The sequence below is a fragment of the Atribacteraceae bacterium genome (genome assembly GCA_035477455.1).
GTDB lineage: Bacteria > Atribacterota > Atribacteria > Atribacterales > Atribacteraceae > DATIKP01.
On sequence record DATIKP010000159.1, the window covers coordinates 1 to 19,561 of the forward strand.

The following is a 19,561-nucleotide window of genomic DNA, read 5'->3' on the forward strand; positions in this document are numbered from 1 at the left end:
CAAAGTAGAATTCCCCAGTTGTGCAAGGGAGAAATCCCCAAAGTTGCAAAAGGGCCATTGAAAGCACGACCGAGGCCCCGTTGCCATCAACAACGCCTCATCTTACATTTTCTCGCACGCATCAGACCACGTCCGGTTGCAGTGCTGCTAAAAAGGCCATCCTTGGCCTTTTTACTTCGAAAATGCGGTGATTTCGGCGGCTGATTTAGGCAACTTAGGCCCCGGCTTCCTTCGTTGTTTTGCAGCAAAATTACTTATTGTAGTAGAATCAAGAATCAATTTCAGGAGGTACGCTATGACATCCAAAGAACTGTTCGTGTTGCTTTCAGAAAAAAACTATTCTGTGATCAAGAATACATTTGCGGGTATGCATCCCGCTGATATCGCCGATATCTTGGAACAATTGGACGCAAAAGGCACAATTGTCGCATTCCGCTTGCTTCCAAAGAATCTAGCCGTAGATGTGTTTGCCCATTCAACTTCGGCTAAACAGGCCAGCATTTCCCTGTTGACCAATGAAAACGAACTTGCAGAAATTGTTAACGAATTGTATTTCGATGACAAAATCGACTTCCTTGAGGAAATGCCCGCCAACATTGTAAAGAGGATATTGAAAAACTCAACCGAATCCGAAAGAAAGCTTATTAACCAGTTTTTGAAATATCCTGACTTTTCTGCCGGCAGTCTTATGACTACAGAGTTTGTCGACCTCAAAGAACATATGACTGTGGCACAATCTTTGGAAACTATAAGGACCACCGCACTGAACAAGGAAACAGTGTATACATGTTACTGCATCGATTCACACCGCCAGTTGAAGGGCACAGTTTCACTAAAGGATCTGGTTTTAGCCTCCCCCGATGTAACTGTAGGTGAAATCATGCAAAAGGATGTGCTGTCGGTAGAGACTCAAGACGATCAAGAACAGGTTGCAGCGCTATTCAAGAAATATGATCTGCTTAGCCTCCCCGTAGTTGACCATGAAAAAAGGCTCGTGGGGATCATCACCGTTGACGACGTAATTGATGTGATCGAGAGGGAAAACACCGAGGACTCTTATCTTATGGCAGCCGTAAGCAAGGGTAGCTCGCCTAAGAAAGACAAATTGCTTGAAGTTTCTATTCCTTCTGCTATCCGCCTTCGCCTTCCATGGCTGATTATAACTTTATTGGGCGGAATGCTTGCCGGTGGCGTTATTGAATTCTTCGAGGAGTCTTTGGCGGCAGCTATCGTCCTTGCTGCGTTTATCCCGGTTATCATGGACATGGGAGGAGACGTAGGGATTCAATCATCCACCATCGTCATAAGGGGACTGGCAACAGGCGATATTACGCAGAATAATGTCTGGAAATGCTTGTGGAGAGAGATTCTCATAGGGACATTCATGGGAGTGATATGCGGAGTGGTCGTCGGTGCAGCAGGCCAGATATGGCAGGGTGTACCTAAACTTGGAGTAGCGGTGGGGGGGGCGATGATCACGACTATGACGGTAGCTTCTTTCTTAGGAGCGTTTTTGCCCACTTTGTTTCATCGCATAGGTATAGACCCGGCAGTTGTGTCGGGACCGCTGATTACTACAATAAAAGATATAACCGGATTGGTTATTTATTTCACGATAGCCTCAGTGGTCATGGGTATTTAACAAACTGAAACAAAATAACCGTCAGACTGTGCGAAAACGTTTTTTGCTCGCAGCAATATGTAACTATAGACTATGATTGAAAGAGAAAGGGCCTTTCAGGTGCTTGGTTGAGGGGATTTATGCGATAAGGGGAAGGGGAACTTGAGCCAGGACGACGAATGAAGGGAAACACGCGGTACGCCTTCCGTTACCAAGCGAGCTGACTCCCTTCCAACAGCAGGTCTTTAGCTTGTTGGAGGTGGCCTGCTGATCACCTGTACCCAGCAAGCCTGCATTTCGGAATCGGAAGAAAGCTATCTCCGATAATGGTTGAGCATAGTTTGTCGGTTGAAACTTCGGGATAAATTCCTACCTGTCGAAAAACACCATAAGCGTCTTGATCTCAAAAGGATGAAAGTGAAGGGTAAGCGACCGGTCCCGGACCGGTATTTCCTCCTGTTGCATTTCCAGGAGGGTACAGGACCAGGCCCGAACGGGTGGCTTCCAGAAAGCAATCGAACCGGCTACCCGTTTTCCCCGGCTTTCATAGACGCGTACAATCACGCCCTCTCCGTATTCAGACAGTTTCACTGCCGCCAGAACTATGGCCGGATTATCGAGCGTGATCCAAGAACGCTCCGGTGGCCACGAACCGGCGCCATTACCTTTGACCGCAGGAATAAGCGGTTCATTGAATTCGGCGGCGCGCTCCGTGACTGGCGCATCACCGACAGTGCCCTGATGAGGAAAAAGGGCATAGGCAAATTCGTGCTGTCCCCGGTCGGCATCCGAATCGGGATAGGATGGTGAGCGCAGGCAGGTCAAACCGATCACCCCACGAGTGATATCATGTCCGTACTTGCCATTATTGATAAGAGCAATCCCCCAATCCTTCTCCGACACGTCCACCCACCGCTGGGCACAGACTTCGAATTTGGCTTTTTCCCAGGGGGTATTGGTGTGCGTCGGACGGTATAGGTAGCCGAATTGAATTTCACAGGCGGCCTGGTCGGTGGCCAGATCCACTGGAAACAGCACTTTAAGCATGGTGTTGTTTTCCCACCAAGCGATTTTCGTCACAAAATCGATCCGGTCCATATCCCGGTATATACGGATATGTTGAGTTATGATGGAGCGCCCGAAGGGGCGCTCCATCATCATAGTCCCCCGTAATGGGCCCTCCTCGAGGATCGCGAGGGTGTTCAGCTCGGTGATCGTCCAGTATTTTCCCCGGTAAAAAGGATCAATGTTCCAGGCATCATGGTCGGGTGGGAGATCTTCAAAGGCCTGGAAGCAGTTGGCTCGGGAACCGGCTTTAACGTATTCGCGATCGATACTTTTATGATAGAGGGAAGCGATCAGCCCCCCTTCGTCGAACTCCATCCGGAAAAAGCGGTTCTCCATCACCTGCCGGGAAACTCTAAGAGACGTCTCCGGTTTTCCAGGAACCTCCCGAGCCGGGCCGGCGGAAAGACAAGTATAACCGAAACCGGGTACCCGATGACCGGACACCAGAATCCTCTCCCCCCCGGCGGACTGCCATTCGAGGGGCTGGTCTTGCTGATACAAAATGTGACCGGGGGCTAATCCCCCCGGCAGGGCCACGTCCAGGAGGTCACTGCGTGCGTGCCCCAGCGAGTTGAACACAATTATATCTCCCTTGTTTCCCGGAATTCTCTCTGCAATGTAACGAAGCGCCTCGTCTTTGATCTTTTGTCCGATTTCCGAGGCGGCCTGAAAATCCCGCCGGGCGAAGATAAGCCGGCAGGGTCTGGATCGTAAATCCCCGGCCAAAAGACCCGGCGGCCCGGCGTTTTCCAAATCATCATTCACCCTGGCCACTGGGAAAACCGAGTTGCCAAGACAATGAATCTCATGTCTTTAGGCTGCCGATGTCCGCCATTTCTCCGTCGGTCAACCGAAAATCGAAAATATCGAAATTTTTCTCCTGGTGATCACGACGGGTCGCCTTGGGAATGGCCATAACCCCCTTCTGTTGAATCAGCCAACGGAGGGTGATTTGGGCAGGGGTTTTTCCGTAACGCTCCGCGATCTCCCGCAAGAGGGGGTGGTGCAGGACCCGGCCCCGGGCCAGCGGAGAGTAAGCGGAAACAATAACCTGCGCTTTCCGGCAGTAGTCAAGAAGGGCAGCCGGGGAGTGGAAAGGATGATATTCCACCTGGTTGGTGAGGATCGGTGTCGGTGACAGGCTTTGGGCTGCCTCCAGAAGGTCGATAGAAAAGTTGCTGACCCCGATGGAACGGGTTTTCCCTTGGTGTACAAGGTCGTTCATCGCTCTTAGAGTCTCGGCGAGGGGCACCGCATCGTTCGGCCAGTGTATCAGAAAGAGATCGACATATTCGGTCCCGAGTTGTTTGAGGCTATCCTCCAAAGAACGAATACAGTCTTCCCTGCGTAAATGCGTGTGCCAGACCTTGGTGGTCAAAAACAACTCTTCACGGGAAACGAAGGACTCCCGGATGGCCTGGCCGATCTCTGCTTCATTCATGTAAAAGGCCGCTGTATCGATACTTCGATAACCCACTTCAAGGGCGGTAAGTACCGCCCGGCGACATTCAACCCCCCGCATGTCCCAGGTCCCTAAACCAAGTACCGGTAGACGCGCCCCTTCTCTTTCCAGATAATCCACGATTCCACCTCCTCCTTTTTCTTTTTACATCACCACAACCTGATATCCCTGTTCCGTATATCGACTCATTGCCGGGTGGCCGTTCAACTCGTCGAGGAACGGCAAACCCTCCTGTTTTACCGCGTCCAGGATTCCCATTTTCCGGGAACAGGCCAAACCGGCCCCCTCGATCGATGCCGATTCCTTCGCTTTGCAGTACAGACGATGAAGCGGATGGCTTTCCCCGGCCAACAGGGGAATCAGCCGGGTGGCGGCTCCCTCGAAAACCAGGACGGCTTCCCCTCCCCGCGCCTGAAAATCAAGCACGCTGAGGAGCACATGAACAAAGCAGGTTTCATCGTCACGGAAAGCAAAGAAAGCGATCTTCTGCATCCTCGCGGTGTTAGAGAGGGCGGGCATGGTATCCGGCCTTTTCAACGACCGCAACCAGGATTTCGGTCCGGACAGGGGGGGCAGTTATGAACTCGGCTACTCCCGTTTTCAGGTCAATATTCACCGATACCACACCGTCAACCTGCTCCAGTTCTTTTTTCAAACGCGTGACGCAGTGCTGACAACTCATTCCATCGATTTTTAGTTTCATGAAAAACACCTCCCAGGTAAATCCAGGATTCAAGATATAAAACTGATTTTGCTGCAAAAACTCATTTCAGCAAGGCCCCGTTGCCATCAGCCCCGCCTCATCTGGTGTTTTCTCGCACGCATCAATGACCACGTCTGGTTACGGTGATGCTGAAAAGGCCATCCTTGGCCTTTTTGCTGCGAAAACGCGGTGATTTCGGCGGCTGATTCAGGCAGCTCAGGCCCGGGCTTCCTTCGTTCTTTTGCAGCAAAATTACTTATTACAGTAGAATCAAAACTCATTTTCCTGTTCTCCCCTGATGGCGTTGACAAAGCGATTGGGGGCTTCCGGAGATAAGAGGGATCTTCTTCGGACACGGTTCCACCTCGCTATGACTGGACAGATTATCTCCGAGTTCCCGGGCCCTGAAGGCGATAAGCTATCTTTCATTCTACAACTAATTCCGGACCTCGACCTTCCCCCGGGAAGACACCACCAGTAATGGCAATTCACCGGGAATCGCAGCATTCACTCTTTACTCTTCTTTAATCCAGTGATAGACTCAATGTATACATTCTATTCCGATACTGGGGAGCTCTTGATAAGAGCTGAGATAAGGCTTGAAGCCTTGACCCGCATAACCTGATCAGGATAATGCCTGCGTAGGGAATGCCGCCTCGCTCTCTCGGGCGCACCGTAAAAGTGCGTTTTCCCCTCCTCCCCGGAACGGTTTATAAGGAGATGTGAAATGGCAGCGAAAAGCATTTTCGTCCCCCGGATTCTGGCCGAAGGCGGCGTGGTTTTAGGTCTTGCTACGGCGTTAAGCCTGATAAAACTTTTCGCCGCTCCCTTCGGCGGATCGGTCACCCCGGGAAGCATGGTTCCCATTATTCTCCTGGCCATGATCCGGGGACCGGTGGTCGGCACAACCGTTGGTGTCGTCTACGGCTTTCTCCAGTTCATACTCGGCCCCTGGTTTCTCACCCCGCTCCAGTTTCTGCTCGATTACCCGTTTGCCTTTGGAGCACTGGGCCTGGCCGGCTTTTTCTGGAGACCGGCAATGACCAAAAACACCAGCTGGACAGGCCGCTATTTCTTCTCCATCATTGCCGTCTTCTTCGCTATCGGCGGACGGTTTCTGAGTCACTTCTTCGCCGGTGTTTTTTTCTGGGGGCATTACGCCCCGGAGGGCCAGTCGGTCTGGCTCTACTCGCTGGTCTACAACGGCGGGTACTTGGGGGTAGAATTTCTTATCAGCGCCGCTCTGACTTGGTTCCTGACTCCATCGCTGGGCAGACTGATCAAACCATGAAACACGGTAACAACACCACCAGCAGGAACGCTGGCAGCACCGAAAAAGCAAGTAATCCAAGAAAGGGGCAATGAGGCGACACTAATCGCCGAACTGATCTGTCTTGGCGAGAAACGCGAGGTCCATAGGTATAAGCAGGCCTTGTGGGTTGGCCTATGCCTGGACCTCGCTTCTGGGCCCTTCAGGTATCGGTCTTTTCTATGGACAGGATTTCGACAATTCGTCCCCACATATAGATGCTGGCCCAATCGTCGAGCGGCCGAGCGGTAAAGGCGATACGAAGGCCGTCTTCCCAAAACTCTCTGGGTAGGTTGATTGGTTCATAATGCAATCCGTCGTCCCCAACAATCCCATAAAAACCGCCTGATAGCTCAACGTGCCTGATCGTTCCGGTACCGGAGACGGTCGTCTGACATCCCGTCAAAACCGTGAGCACGGCCATTATGACCACCAGGGCGGCTCCCAGACGCATGGTTTTCATCACTTCTCCCCCTTTCTGTGTATTGTCAGCGGTTACAACCTTTCACAGGCCGGCTTTAGAAAACGTAACATCACCGGGATCTTTATAAGTGTATTATACTTCAACTGGTTTTAAGCTATAATGAAAACTATTATAAGGCACAATGCACGGACATATTGCGGAAAGCGGGGATGATTCGATGAACGATACAGAATCCCTGGCCCCTCTCTTTGCCCGCGTAATTGAAGAGTTGGGCGAAGACCTGAAGCGGGATGGCCTAGCCGATACCCCGCAACGGGCCGCCCGGGCGTTCCGTTACCTGACTTCCGGTTACGGACAGGATTTGACCACGGTCATCAATGGAGCCGTTTACCGTGCCCACGGAGAAGACCTGGTAATCGTGCAGGATATTGCTTTTTACTCTCTGTGCGAACACCACCTTCTTCCGTTTTTTGGAAAATGTCATGTCGGTTATGTCCCGGACGGACTTGTTCTCGGGGTCTCGAAGGTAGCCCGGATCACCGACGTCTTCGCCCGCCGTTTGCAACTCCAGGAAAGGCTGACCAGGCAAATCGCCGAAGCGCTCCATATGCACACTGGAGCCCACGGCGTAGGCGTTGTCATCGAAGCCCAACACCTGTGTATGATGATGCGAGGCGTGGAAAAAGAAAATTCCCGCATGAAGACATCCTGCATGCTGGGATCGTTCCTGGATAACGAGGCCGTCCGATCCGAGTTCTTGAGGTCGATTCGGTGAATTCCCTGGCCGCGCTGATCACCGGCGGGGGGAGGCGGCTGGGTAAGGCGATGACCTTAGCCTTGGCCCACAAGGGATACGGAATCGCCCTCCACTACCACCAAAGGGAAGAAGAAGCAAAAGACACCGCTACTGGTGTCCATGCTCTGAGTGTGGATTGCCGACTTTACCGGGGAGATCTCACGAACGATCAGGAATCCGGAGAGCTCATGGACCAGGTGATGAACGACTTTCCCGGGCTCTCGCTGGTCGTGAACAACGCTTCCCTATTTGAGCCCGCCTCATTCCTTGAAACAGACTCCCGCCTGTTTGACCGGCAATTCGCCATCCACCTCAAAGCCCCCTTTATCTTGACCAGGAATTTTGCCCGGCGCGCCCGGGGAGGCTGTATCATCAATATCCTGGACGCAAAAATCAAAGGGCACCGGCCCACCCACATGGCTTATATCCTGGCCAAAAAAGCCTTGGCGGAGTTCACTCTGATCGCAGCCCGGGACCTAGCACCCCGTTTCCGGGTGAACGGCGTGGCTCCGGGACCGGTTGAACCTCCGCCGGGGAAAGACACATCATATCTGGACCGGGTTGCGGAAAAGATACCGTTGAAAACCCGCGGGTACCCGGAAGACATCGCCCGAGCTGTGGTGTTTCTTGCGGAAAATCCTTTTATCACCGGAGAAATATTATTCGTCGACGGGGGGGAATCCCTGTCATGAACGCGGTCGTGAAAATCACGAACCTGCGGCTACGTACGATTATCGGAGCCTATGAATGGGAACGCGTGGTCAGACAGGATGTGGTGATCAATATCACCTTGGAATACAATGCATTACGGGCAATCGAATCCGACAATTTAAACGAGGCGCTCGATTATAAAACGCTGACGAAAAAGATCATCGAAGAGGTGGAAAACTCCCGGTTTCACCTGCTCGAATCCCTCGCCGCCCGGGTGCACTCCATCGTGGCCGGCATGCCTGGTTTCCTGAGGGCGAATGTTCGGGTCGATAAGCCCGGGGCGCTTCGCTACGCAGATTCGGTTGCCGTGGAAATCTCCGATGGCTAAACAGCTCAATATCGCCATTGTCGATGTGGGATCGAACATCCAGCCGGAGAAACATCTAAAACTGGCTAAAGCGCTGATTGCCCGGCATCACCGGTTACTGGGCAAGTCGTCGGTAGTCCGAACTGCCCCGCTTGGTGATCCCAATCAGTCGGACTATCTCAACTGTGCCTGGAAAATCGCGACCGTCCTTGACCGGGAATCGTTCAAGGCCTTTCTGAAGGCAACGGAAGAACAACTGGGCCGGGAGAAGTCCTCCCCCCCGCATGCTCCCCGGACCATCGACCTGGACCTTATTGTCTGGAACAACCAAGTCGTACACCGGAATTTCTTGGAGCGGGATTTTGTCCGGCGCTATACCCTGGAGATCGCCCCGGAACTCGCCGATTCGTTACCGGCCCATCCAATACCCCGTTCTTGATGCCTCAGCAAATATCTCCCGGAGATAAACTTTCAGTACCCAAGAAGCCTTCGGTTGGCTGCCAGGTCCATCTCACCGATCCTGATCCGGTCCTGGACCAACTGCTGATAGTCGAGGGTAACAGAAGCGATGTTCTCTGTATTCCCTCCGGTCAAGAGATCGGCAATTTCCGGGGACTGATTCCAAAGTGCGTTCTGCTTGCCTGACAATTCCCGATCGTAGAACAGATCCAGCGCCTTTCTCTCCGCTAACCGGTAGGCCTCCACCGCCAGCTCGACATAATACCGGCGAAGGCTGATTGCATTCTCCGTCCCAGGCGCCGCATCGGTTCGTAACAGGTGGTTGTCGTATTCAATATATCCAGGCCAATCGAGCTTATACAAAACATATAAAATACTGATAAACTCTTTGACTCCGTCCATGCCCGTCAGGGGTGGATTGTCGTTGTCAAACTGGTTGGGTTTTTGATTTCCGACGTGAATGAAAAAGAGCTTACCCAGGGAGGCGACAAAGGCGGTTGCCGCTACGGCGGACAAGCCGGCCATTTGGTCGTGCTGAAGAACCTCGGGATTACATCCCCAGAAATCCGGTTCTTCGAGCGTGGAAATCAGGGCCAGCGCATGACCGGCGGTGGGAAGAAACATTTCCCCCCGCGGCTCGTTGGGCTTATATTCAATGGTACCGCCTCGGTACCCGAGGTTTTTTTCCACGGCATAACGCCGGGCGAAATTGAGGCCTTCCCGGATATACTGGTACGTCCGGTCCCAGGGGACGGCAAACTGCGATTCGAAGCCATCCCGGGCGACCCAATAGGTAAAGTATTCCGCCCCGAGAGTGTGTCCGATTCGCAACGCGCGCATGACCTTGCGGGCAGCCAGAAGCCGGATCCGGGGATCAGGGTTGGCCAACCCCCCATTACGAAACACTGGATCGGCATGTAAATTGCTACTGATCATTTTAAAACGGATTCCAGCCGAGTCCAGCTTGTCACGGATCGTCTTGATGGTGTGAGAGGTTTCGCTTGAAGGATCGAGGTCATCGTCCGGTTCATGCGGGTTCCAGGAGACCAAGTCACAGTCATGAGCAGCGGTATAATCGATAAGGGCCTCTTTTTTCGCTGCGCAGAGAATATCGGTTACCCCCAGGGAACCGATCCGGTCAAGCACTCCCGGACCAAAGGGGTCCCCGATCGGGTTCCCCAGGCACCAGTAGGGCATGGAGATTTTCCTTTTTTCAACTATATTTTCCTCCCATTACTGCGGATTTCCTCTTCCTTCGCCATTGTGACTCGACCTTGTCCCGCCGACATAGCGACTTAACGGAGCAAGCCCAGGCGGGTTAACGGCCAAAAAGTAAAAAACCCTCGGCCCAGAATGGTGTTCCGGGGAACGAAACCCCAAATCCGGCTATCCAGACTGTTAATGCTGTTGTCTCCCAGAACGTAATAAGTGCCTTCCGGTACGATGACTTCTCTCGACCCATAATAACCAACGGCGAGATAAACCCTTTCGGAAAACTCTTCGTTCAATGGCTGGTCATTAATCAATATCTGGCCGTTTTCAATGCGGACCCGTTCGCCAGGGAGGCCAACCACCCTTTTGACCAGCCGCTCCCTCGCCCTCCCCTGGCTGCGCTCGGCTGGTTCCCGAAAGACGATAATATCACCACGCTGCGGATCGGTGAAGCGATACCAGAATTTGGCCGCTAAAATTCTCTGCCCCGGGATAATCGTTGGTTCCATCGACGAGGTCGGGATAAAAAAACTCTGGACCACAAAATTAATCATAAACCAGGCGATCACCGCCGCCCAAAGACCGGTTTTCACCCATTCCCATACAACTTCTTTCCGCTTTGACCGGATTTTGTGCTTCGTCTTTTCTACAGATGAACTTCCCACTGTTTCGCCCCTTTCTCCCAAGATCGTTTCGATACTGAAACGATTGTGTCTGTCCATAATATATTTCGATCGGGCAGGGGAAGATCCCCGGACACCATAAAAAGGAACCCCCCTTTTTTTCCCTTGAAATTCAGAAAGCCATCATCGGTGACTACGATGTAGTCCCGCACTTCTATATCAAGGATTGCCCCGACTTGATCAACTACTCGGTAATCCGGATATCCGCTTCCGAAACGTTCATGGTCAGCGTGGGGCGGTTGCGCACCGAGCTACCCTCAAAACTTGGGTATAGCCAAATAAAAACAGCTAGCCTATCCTCAGGGGAAGTTCCGATCAAGAAATCACCTCGCTCCCCGCAGGGAGGATAGGCCGTGGGAAAAGCAAAGCACGTTACAAAGAAAATGTCAAAGGTAATAAACCCGGAAATGAGTCCAGAAACGCACCAAGCCGATGGCCTCAACCCGAAAACCCGCGCTCTCCGGAGCGAGTTCCTCCGGGAAGGAGTCCGCAGAATACCACCCATAGCCAGCGTAGTGGCAGGGGAGGAGTTGATGGCCCCACACTACGCTACCCGGGTGCGGGACCGGAGAAAGGACGGGATGGCCGGTGGATGGCCCACTGGCCGGAGGAGTTCACCATTTGGCGGAAAAGAGACCTCTCCCGGAAACGCTATGTCTACTGGTGGGGTAGGGGAGTGTCCCTGCCTACCCGCAGGAAGGAGAGAACCGGTATCTTGGTGATCAGCGGAGCCGGCAAGGACGGGATCGAGGAAGTAACATTGATTTTGCTGCAAAAACTCATTTCAGCGAGGCCGCGTTGCCCTCAGCCCCGCCTCATCTGGCATTTTCTGGCACGCATCAATGACCACGTCTGGTTGCAGTGATGCTGAAAAGGCCATCCTTGGCCTTTTTACTTCGAAGATGCGGTGATTTCGGCGGCTGATTTAGGCAACTTAGGCCCGGGCTTCCTTCGTTCTTTTGCAGCAAAATTACTTATGGCAGTAGAATCAAAATTGTGAGTCCGATACTTATGAACTGAGTTTTGGAACGGAGGGAAAATCAGAAGGTCACTTTTCGCTCTGCTGTAAAACAGATTTGGGGTGGACGAGGGGATTCGAACCCCCAGCCCCTGGAGCCACAGTCCAGTGCTCTGACCGTTGAGCTACGCCCACCAAGTTAGAAACAGCAAATATTCTAACCCTAAACCCTGTATCGCGCAAGAGGGCTGGTGACTTACTTCCCGTCAGAAATAGTGTAAATGTACCCAACAAACCTCCCCGCTAATCCTGATGCGGTTGTCGATAGTCAAGTCACTATATTTAAGCCGCTTCGGGCGAGCTTAGCTCATGACACGCCAGCCTGCCAACATCACAGCCAAGAGCAATCTGAACAATAGAGGAATATCCTCACTGATTCATGCCCACCGAAAATGCCGGGATAACACTGTGACAAAAAGATGTTGTGCCGGCATTTTCGGTATGGTCTACCTTCCGGTTTTAGGGGCAGCAGCCACTGTCCTTGCTTTCTTCTTCTTTAACCTTTTCAGTCTTCTCTTCTTCCTGGGGCAGAAAACCGGAGCTTGAACAGCAACACCCTCTGCGTAGCTTGAGGCGTTGATCCGTAGGCTTTTTGTTGTTTTCAGGCATGTGTCTACTCCTTTCTTTCCGTTTCGCGAATCATGTTTTTTGAAGCACCTTTACCTTCATTGTAACGGAAAAACTCCCGGGAGGCAAATAAAATACCCAACCGCTTGATATTATCTTAGCCAACTATATGCTAAACCAGCCGGAACAGGTTATATTCCATCTTCCCATTCCTATCAAGATTCTTTTCAAATGTCCTGTTTTTTTTATTCTGTGATCATGTCCCGCAAAGTCTTTCCGTGAAAATGTCCCCCCGTAGAATGAAGAGATGATCCTGACCATGACTAAATAAGAACGAAACAAACTCTGGTCTACCTGACGAAGATGACCAGCAGGAAGACAGATCTTCCGGGCCTTGGCATACGCCATCTAACCCCCCGGTCGTTGGAACCCCGGGCTCCTTTTGCGGCCTGCGGTCTCCCGGTAGAGGAGATGAGCGCATCTACCTTTTGTGCCGCCAGGAGACCGAAAGTGGATAACGGCTCGCTTCTCTCCTGGTCACTTGACAACTCACTGGCTCACTGGTTGCATAAAAAAGTGTTCTATGGTATAGTGCTTGGTAACATCTTTTCCCTTTTTTCTATGGGGGATCGGTCGGCAAAGACTGTGACGGGGTTCAGTACGCTTGTTTCCCGGTACCAGAGAGCCTGAAGTAATGCTGCAATCAGGCACCCGGAATAAGCGGAAACTCACCCCTGAGTCGAAGGCTGAAAGGATATACCGATTAAGCCTCTCCGGGAACTCCCGTTACAGATGACGGTATTATTATAGTACAAGTACCGGGAATCAAGTGACCCTTTTGACGGGTAAGCAGGGTGGTACCGCGGGGGTGTAAACCCCTCGTCCCTATTTATATGGACGAGGGGTTTTTTTATAACCAAGACCCCTCAACACTGATACGCAAAAATGCCTTAACGGAAAAGAGGTGAGTGACGTAAGCATGAAAGGTGCCCACATAGTGATAGAATGCCTGAAACGGGAAGGCGTGGAATATATTTTCGGTTATCCGGGAGGGACCGTGATCGATCTGTACGACGCCCTATTCGAGAATTCCGATATTACACACGTCTTAGTCCGTCACGAACAAGGCGCCATCCACGCCGCCGATGGGTATGCCCGAACGACAGGAAAGGTGGGTGTGTGCCTGGCCACCTCGGGACCGGGAGCCACTAATCTGGTCACCGGTTTGACCAACGCGTACATGGATTCGATCCCGGTCGTCGCGATCACTGGACAAGTTCCAACGCGTCTGATCGGTAAAGACGCTTTTCAGGAAGCCGATACCACCGGCATTACCATGCCGGTGACCAAACATAACTTTCTGGTGACCGATGTCAAACAGTTGGCGATGACAGTCCGCCAGGCCTTCCACATCGCCCGTACCGGAAGACCTGGGCCGGTACTCATCGATCTTCCCCGGGACATCCAGATGAGTAAAGCGGACTTCGTCTACCCGGAAACCGTTGACATCGCCGGATACAAACCAACATACCGAGGACATATCAACCAGATCAATTTGGCCCTACAAGCCCTCAAGAAATCGGAAAAACCATTGTTCTACGTGGGGGGCGGTATTCTGGCCTCCGGTGCCTCGGAGGAATTGTTGGAATTCGCCGAACGATGCGACATCCCGGTAACCTACACGTTAATGGGGAAGGGGGGGTTCCCGGAAACTCACGCTCTGTCCCTGGGCTGGCTGGGTATGCATGGAACTTATTGTGCCAACAAAGCCATCATGAACTGCGATCTTCTTCTCGCTGTGGGAACCCGCTTCGATGACCGAGTGACCGGCAACACTCAGACTTTTGCCCGTCAGGCGAAAATCATCCACGTAGATATCGACCCGGCCGAAATTGGGAAAAACGTGAAAGTCGATCTTCCCATCGTTGGAGATGCCAGGAATATTCTCCGGGAATTTCTCAAAAAAGCCGAATCGGCTAAACACCCGGCGTGGCATTCCCAGATCGAACAATGGCGAACCGAGTATATCCCCAAATGCAGCCCGTCCGATTTGCTCCTCCCACACCAAGTGGTAAAAACCGTCTATGCTTACGCCGGCAAGGACTCGATCCTGATCACTGATGTTGGACAGCACCAGATGTGGGCCGCTCAGATTTTCAAGGTGGATAAACCCCGGACCTGGGCCAGCTCAGGAGGACTGGGAACCATGGGCTTCGGGCTTCCGGCGGCTATCGGCTCCCAACTCGGTAATCCAGGTAAACGGGTGATCTTGTTCAGTGGAGACGGAAGTATCCTGATGAAAATCCAGGAATTGGTGACTGCGATCAACTACCGTCTTCCTTTGAAAATATTCGTTCTCAACAATTCATACCTCGGTATGGTCCGGCAGTGGCAAGCCTGTTTCTATGAGGGTCGGTATTCCTGTACGCATTTGGAAAACCCGGACCTGGCCAAAGTCGCCCGAGCCTTCGGAGCAGTGGGATTGACCGTCCATAGCGAGGAGGAACTCGCTGATGCGATTACCGAAGCCCTGCAAGTCTCGGACCGGCCGGCGTTGGTTGATTGCCGGGTTTCTCGGGAGGCGTGTGTCTTTCCTTTCGTTCCCCCGGGAAAATCCCTGGACGAAATGATTCTAGAGTGAAAAATGGAAGTCAACAGAAACACAGGTTGTTAGGCGGTAGGTTTTTAAGTAAAACAAAAACTTTATTGGTATTCCTAAAAGCCTAAACTGCTAAACACCTACAGCCTGTTTTTTTAAGGGAGGCGTGGTATGCAACATATCTTGTCTGTCCTGGTGGAAAATAAACCCCGGGTTCTGGCCCGGGTGGCATCATTGTTTGCCCGGCGAGGATATAATATAGAGAGCCTGGCGGTCGGACCAACCCACGATACAAGCATTTCCCGGATCACCCTGGTGGTCAGAGGCGACGAAGACATCCTGGAACAGATCAGTAAACAACTCTATAAACTGATCGACGTGATCAAGGTGGGTGATTTTACGGAGTTAAGTTATGTGGATCGTGAACTGGCGCTGATCAAGGTCAATGCTCCATCGAATCTGCGTGGAGAAATCGTCCAAACCGCGGAAATTTTCCGGGCCCGCATCGTCGACGTCGGTGAACGAAATCTGATGATCGAAGTCACCGGAACACCGGACAAGATCGATGCTTTGGAACAACTCTTGAAAAAGTATGGAATCGTGGAATTGACCCGGACGGGCCGGATTGCCTTGGCCCGCGTTGGACAGCCGCTGTAGAAAGACTTAAATCAGAAACCAGCAGTAAACATTCAGGAGGACGATGGAGGGCAGGTTTTTACCGATTCCCCTCAACTTGAACCACCAGGGAGGTCATCTAAAATGGCGACAATTTACTATGATCAGGATGCCGATATCAGCCTTCTTAAGGGAAAGAGCATAGCCATCATCGGTTTCGGCAGCCAGGGAGCCGCTCAGGCTCAAAACCTGAAAGAGAGCGGGGTGGAGGTGGTCGTGGCCGAGCTTCCAGGCACCCCCGGCTACGAAAAGGCCCGCCGGTTCGGGTTCCAGCCGGTTAGCGCAGCCGAAGCCGCCCAAAAAGGGGATGTGATCCAGATGCTCGCCCCTGACCAAGTTCAGCCGGTTATATATCGTCAGACCGTTGCAGACAGATTGCGTCCCGGAAAAGCCTTGATGTTTTCTCACGGATTTAACATTCATTACCACCAGATCGTTCCGCCGACCGATGTGGACGTGATCATGGTCGCCCCTAAGGGACCCGGGGACCTGGTTCGTAGGATGTATGAAGAGGGAAAAGGGGTGCCCTCGCTCATCGCCGTCTATCAGGATGCCACCGGGAAAGCCAGGAATCTGGCGCTTGCCTACGCCCGCGCTATCGGAGCCACTCGGGCGGGAGTTCTGGAAACGACATTCCAGGAAGAAACGGAAACCGACCTATTCGGCGAACAGGCGGTCCTGTGCGGCGGCCTCACCGCCTTGATCAAATCCGGTTTCGAAACCCTCATCGAAGCCGGATACCAGCCGGAAGTCGCTTATTTCGAGTGCCTGCATGAAATGAAGCTCATTGTCGACCTGGTCTACGAAGGCGGAATCGGGCTCATGCGGGACGTGATCAGCGATACCGCCGAATTCGGAGACCTCACTCGGGGGCCCAGAGTGGTAGGAGAGCAAGCCAAGTGCGAAATGAAAAAAATCCTTACCGAAGTCCAGGACGGAAGCTTCGCCCGGGAATGGATTCTGGAGAATCAGGCCAACCGACCAGTTTATCATGCCCTGAAAGGGAAAGACACCCGCCACCCAATAGAAACAGTGGGAGCCAAGCTGCGGGCTATGATGCCCTGGTTGAAACGGTGAACCATCATTTACGATACGAAGCCTTCTGTCCAATGATCTGGGAGGGTTTCCCATGAAACGTGTACGTATTTTCGATACGACTCTGCGGGATGGAGAGCAGTCGCCGGGGGTATCTCTCAACACGATGGAAAAGCTGGAAATCGCCCGGCAGCTGACCCGCTTGAACGTCGATGCCCTGGAAGCGGGGTTTCCCATCGCTTCTCCCGGTGACGCCGAAGCAGTGAAAACGGTCGCCCAGAACGTACGGGGACCGGCCGTGTGCGCGCTGGCCCGGGCCCGGGACCAGGATATCGATGTCGCCGCTGAGTCGCTACGAGATGCCGAACATCCGATCCTGCACACTTTTATCGCCACCTCCGATCTACATTTGAAACATAAACTCCGCCTCACCAGGGAACAGGCTCTGGAACAGGCGATCCGGGCCGTTCGGCGGGCCCGCCAGTTGGTTGCCGAAGTGGAATTTTCCGCAGAAGACGCCACTCGTTCCGACTGGGAGTTTCTCTCCAAAATCTACGCTGCGGTGATCGAGGCCGGGGCGTCCATTCTCAACGTTCCCGATACCGTCGGATACACCACGCCGGTTGAGATGCAGGAACTGATCAGCTATCTCCTGGAACATACCCGGGGAATCGAAAAGACTATCTTGAGTGTTCACTGCCACAACGATTTGGGCTTAGCTGTAACCAATACTCTGGCGGCTTTAAGCGCCGGAGCTGTCCAGGCCGAATGCACCATCAACGGAATTGGAGAGCGGGCGGGCAATGCTTCTCTCGAAGAAATCGTCATGAATTTATACGTCCGCGCTGACCTCTACCAGGCAGAAACGGGTATCAATTACCAGGAAATCTATCGCACCAGCCGGTTGGTAAGCCAGCTTACCGGAATGTTGGTGCAACCGAACAAGGCCGTCGTCGGTCAAAACGCCTTTGCCCACGAATCGGGGATCCACCAGGACGGAGTGCTAAAAGAAAAACTGACCTATGAAATAATGGATGCCGGATTGATCGGGCGGGAAGAAAAAGTCCTGGTGCTCGGCAAGCATTCCGGACGGCACGCGTTCACCCAGAAACTCAAGAGCCTGGGTTATCAGCTTACCGAGGAAGATCTGAACAAGGCTTTCGACCGTTTCAAGGGTTTAGCCGACTCGAAAAAAGAAATTACCGAAGCGGATTTGGAAACCATCGTTTCGGAAGAAATTTCCAAAACCGAAGAAACTTACCGGCTCGATTTCGTGCATGTCTGCTGTGGAAACAACATACTGCCCACCGCGACCGTCCGCCTGGTCCAGAATGACGGGAAAGTTCTGGAAGGTGTGGCGACCGGCGTCGGCCCGGTCGATGCGGCCTATAAAGCGATCGAAAGGATGCTTGGATTGTCGTCGGACCTGGTGAACTACACTCTCCAGTCCATCACCGGAGGGTCGGAAGCCCTGGGCGAAGTGATCGTCAGGATCCGTGGAGACAAGCATCCCTATGTGGGTAAAGGTTCGAGCCAGGATGTGGTGGTCGCCAGCGTCATGGCCTACCTCTCGGCAATTAACAAGATGAGTATCCACCAATCGATTGTTAATCCCCAAATAGACTATCAGGAGAATTGATATTATGGGAATGACCATAACTGAAAAAATAATCGCCGACCATGCGGATAAGGCCGTCGTCTCCCCCGGAGAACTGGTTCAGGTGAAAGTCGACTTGGCTCTGGCCAACGATATCACCGCTCCGCTGAGTATCCGGCAATTGATCGAAAACGGGATTGACTTTGTCAACGATCCGGGAAAAATTGCTCTGATAGCCGATCACAACACTCCCTCCAAGGACATCGCTTCGGCTGAAAACGTACGACTCATGAGAGACTTCGCCAGGAAACACCGGATAACCCATTTTTTCGAAGGTGGAACCGTAGGGATTGAACACGTCCTGCTGCCGGAAATAGGATTGATAGTCCCGGGAGACCTGGTCATCGGCGCGGACTCGCACACCTGCACCTATGGAGCGCTTGGTGCGTTCGCCACCGGGATGGGTTCCACCGATCTGGCCGCCGGCTGGGCGTTGGGTGAAACCTGGCTCATGGTTCCGGATTCGATCCGCTTTGTCTACCAGGGAGAGAAAAGGACCTTTGTCACTGGGAAAGACCTGATCCTTTTCACCATTGGAGAAATCGGCGTCGACGGGGCCCGGGATTGTGCCATGGAATTTTGCGGGAGCGTAATCGAAGGTCTCTCCATGGACGAGCGCTTTACCATGGCCAACATGGCCATCGAGGCCGGGGCCACCTGCGGCATTATGGAGCCCGACGAAAAAACCTTGCACTACATCACTGAAACCGGGGCAAAGCGCAAGCCGCGAATCTACCGCAACGATCCCGATGCGGAATGGACAGACGTTATTCAAATCAACGTTTCGCTGATCGACCCCCAGGTCTCCCTTCCCCATTTGCCGGAAAACAGCCGTTCGGTCTATACGCTGGGGCGCATTGAAATCAACCAGGCGGTCATCGGCTCCTGTACCAACGGGCGAATCGAAGATTTGCGCATGGCCGCTTCGGTCCTTCAGAATCGAACCGTTTCCCGGTCGGTGCGTCTTTATATCTTCCCCGGAAGCCCCCGCGTTCTCCGGCAGGCCGAACGCGAAGGCTTGGTCAATACCTTTCTGGAAGCCGGAGCGGTTCTTTGCCCCTCTTCCTGTGGACCATGTTTAGGAGGCCACCTGGGGGTCCTGGCTGAGGGAGAACGCTGCGTCTCGACCACCAACCGTAATTTCGTGGGAAGAATGGGCCACCCTCTCAGCGAGGTGTACCTGGCCAATCCTTATATAGCAGCCAGTTCGGCTGTAGCGGGCTTCATCACCACGCCCGATCAGATCTGAGGTGAT

The 19,561-nt window shown here is 52.8% G+C and carries 19 protein-coding genes, 1 tRNA gene, 1 riboswitch and 1 other annotated feature; of the genes, 12 read left to right on the plus strand and 8 right to left on the minus strand.

Translation table 11 applies throughout. The annotated features are described in order from the left end of the window. The first annotated feature begins 295 nt into the window (after window positions 1-295). A complete protein-coding gene (mgtE, locus tag VLH40_09195) occupies window positions 296-1,642 on the plus strand; it encodes a magnesium transporter (GenBank protein HSV32178.1) in 1,347 nt (448 codons plus the stop codon). A 348-nt stretch (window positions 1,643-1,990) separates the two neighbouring features. Here mgtE and VLH40_09200 read toward each other — a convergent pair whose 3' ends face one another. Genes VLH40_09200 through VLH40_09215 form a run of 4 tightly spaced genes read right to left on the minus strand, consistent with a single transcriptional unit; the run spans window position 1,991 to window position 4,854 of the window. Next, window positions 1,991-3,454: a glycoside hydrolase family 38 C-terminal domain-containing protein gene (locus VLH40_09200; protein HSV32179.1), complete on the minus strand. Its 1,464-nt coding sequence runs from the start codon at window positions 3,452-3,454 to the stop codon at window positions 1,991-1,993. Between the two features lie 40 nt (window positions 3,455-3,494). Continuing rightward, window positions 3,495-4,271: an aldo/keto reductase gene (locus VLH40_09205; protein ID HSV32180.1), complete on the minus strand. Its 777-nt coding sequence runs from the start codon at window positions 4,269-4,271 to the stop codon at window positions 3,495-3,497. Between the two features lie 24 nt (window positions 4,272-4,295). After that, the gene (locus VLH40_09210; GenBank protein HSV32181.1) at window positions 4,296-4,643 is read right to left on the minus strand and encodes a hypothetical protein; all 348 of its coding nucleotides are present in this window, start codon (window positions 4,641-4,643) and stop codon (window positions 4,296-4,298) included. Window positions 4,644-4,653: 10 nt separating this feature from the next. Beyond that, complete coding sequence (locus tag VLH40_09215) at window positions 4,654-4,854, minus strand: heavy metal-associated domain-containing protein (GenBank protein ID HSV32182.1); 201 nt, start codon at window positions 4,852-4,854, stop codon at window positions 4,654-4,656. Between the two features lie 557 nt (window positions 4,855-5,411). Further along, a riboswitch (TPP riboswitch) is annotated at window positions 5,412-5,519 on the plus strand. A gap of 62 nt (window positions 5,520-5,581) precedes the next feature. Here VLH40_09215 and thiT point away from each other — a divergent pair. Beyond that, window positions 5,582-6,145: an energy-coupled thiamine transporter ThiT gene (gene thiT, locus VLH40_09220; protein ID HSV32183.1), complete on the plus strand. Its 564-nt coding sequence runs from the start codon at window positions 5,582-5,584 to the stop codon at window positions 6,143-6,145. Window positions 6,146-6,326: 181 nt separating this feature from the next. Here the strand turns inward: thiT and VLH40_09225 are convergent, their stop codons facing one another. Then, window positions 6,327-6,626 (minus strand): hypothetical protein, encoded by a 300-nt coding sequence (locus tag VLH40_09225; protein HSV32184.1) that lies wholly within the window; start codon window positions 6,624-6,626, stop codon window positions 6,327-6,329. A gap of 178 nt (window positions 6,627-6,804) precedes the next feature. On the opposite strand from VLH40_09225, the gene folE reads away from it, so the two are divergent. The 4 genes from folE to folK are packed head-to-tail and all read left to right on the plus strand — an operon-like array spanning window position 6,805 to window position 8,840. After that, window positions 6,805-7,362 carry a GTP cyclohydrolase I FolE gene (gene folE, locus VLH40_09230; protein HSV32185.1) on the plus strand — a complete coding sequence of 186 codons (558 nt, stop codon included), beginning with the start codon at window positions 6,805-6,807 and terminating at the stop codon, window positions 7,360-7,362. Further along, complete coding sequence (locus tag VLH40_09235; protein HSV32186.1) at window positions 7,359-8,075, plus strand: SDR family oxidoreductase; 717 nt, start codon at window positions 7,359-7,361, stop codon at window positions 8,073-8,075. The genes folE and VLH40_09235 overlap by 4 nt, the downstream gene beginning before the upstream one ends. Continuing rightward, window positions 8,072-8,422 (plus strand): dihydroneopterin aldolase, encoded by a 351-nt coding sequence (locus VLH40_09240; GenBank protein HSV32187.1) that lies wholly within the window; start codon window positions 8,072-8,074, stop codon window positions 8,420-8,422. Before VLH40_09235 ends, VLH40_09240 begins: the two co-directional genes overlap by 4 nt. Continuing rightward, the gene (gene folK / locus VLH40_09245) at window positions 8,415-8,840 is read left to right on the plus strand and encodes a 2-amino-4-hydroxy-6-hydroxymethyldihydropteridine diphosphokinase (GenBank protein HSV32188.1); all 426 of its coding nucleotides are present in this window, start codon (window positions 8,415-8,417) and stop codon (window positions 8,838-8,840) included. Before VLH40_09240 ends, folK begins: the two co-directional genes overlap by 8 nt. A gap of 32 nt (window positions 8,841-8,872) precedes the next feature. Here the strand turns inward: folK and VLH40_09250 are convergent, their stop codons facing one another. After that, a complete protein-coding gene (locus VLH40_09250; GenBank protein ID HSV32189.1) occupies window positions 8,873-10,057 on the minus strand; it encodes a TIM barrel protein in 1,185 nt (394 codons plus the stop codon). Between the two features lie 98 nt (window positions 10,058-10,155). Further along, window positions 10,156-10,794: a signal peptidase I gene (gene lepB / locus VLH40_09255; protein ID HSV32190.1), complete on the minus strand. Its 639-nt coding sequence runs from the start codon at window positions 10,792-10,794 to the stop codon at window positions 10,156-10,158. Window positions 10,795-11,347: 553 nt separating this feature from the next. Between lepB and VLH40_09260 the strand changes: the two genes are divergently transcribed. Beyond that, complete coding sequence (locus VLH40_09260; protein ID HSV32191.1) at window positions 11,348-11,620, plus strand: hypothetical protein; 273 nt, start codon at window positions 11,348-11,350, stop codon at window positions 11,618-11,620. 212 nt (window positions 11,621-11,832) lie between these two features. On the opposite strand, the gene VLH40_09265 is transcribed toward VLH40_09260, so the two are convergent. After that, window positions 11,833-11,908, minus strand: a tRNA-His gene (locus VLH40_09265). Window positions 11,909-12,976: 1,068 nt separating this feature from the next. After that, window positions 12,977-13,230 (plus strand) — a binding site (T-box leader). A gap of 89 nt (window positions 13,231-13,319) precedes the next feature. Between VLH40_09265 and ilvB the strand changes: the two genes are divergently transcribed. The 5 genes from ilvB to VLH40_09290 all read left to right on the plus strand — a co-directional run bounded on the left by ilvB (window position 13,320) and on the right by VLH40_09290 (window position 19,555). Next, window positions 13,320-14,981: a biosynthetic-type acetolactate synthase large subunit gene (ilvB, locus tag VLH40_09270; protein ID HSV32192.1), complete on the plus strand. Its 1,662-nt coding sequence runs from the start codon at window positions 13,320-13,322 to the stop codon at window positions 14,979-14,981. 129 nt (window positions 14,982-15,110) lie between these two features. Beyond that, window positions 15,111-15,596: an acetolactate synthase small subunit gene (ilvN, locus tag VLH40_09275; protein HSV32193.1), complete on the plus strand. Its 486-nt coding sequence runs from the start codon at window positions 15,111-15,113 to the stop codon at window positions 15,594-15,596. A gap of 102 nt (window positions 15,597-15,698) precedes the next feature. Continuing rightward, entirely contained in the window at window positions 15,699-16,691 is a 993-nt protein-coding gene (gene ilvC, locus VLH40_09280; GenBank protein ID HSV32194.1) for a ketol-acid reductoisomerase, read from the plus strand. A gap of 52 nt (window positions 16,692-16,743) precedes the next feature. After that, a complete protein-coding gene (locus VLH40_09285; protein HSV32195.1) occupies window positions 16,744-18,288 on the plus strand; it encodes a 2-isopropylmalate synthase in 1,545 nt (514 codons plus the stop codon). A gap of 4 nt (window positions 18,289-18,292) precedes the next feature. Further along, the gene (locus VLH40_09290; protein HSV32196.1) at window positions 18,293-19,555 is read left to right on the plus strand and encodes a 3-isopropylmalate dehydratase large subunit; all 1,263 of its coding nucleotides are present in this window, start codon (window positions 18,293-18,295) and stop codon (window positions 19,553-19,555) included. Window positions 19,556-19,561 lie beyond the last annotated feature (6 nt).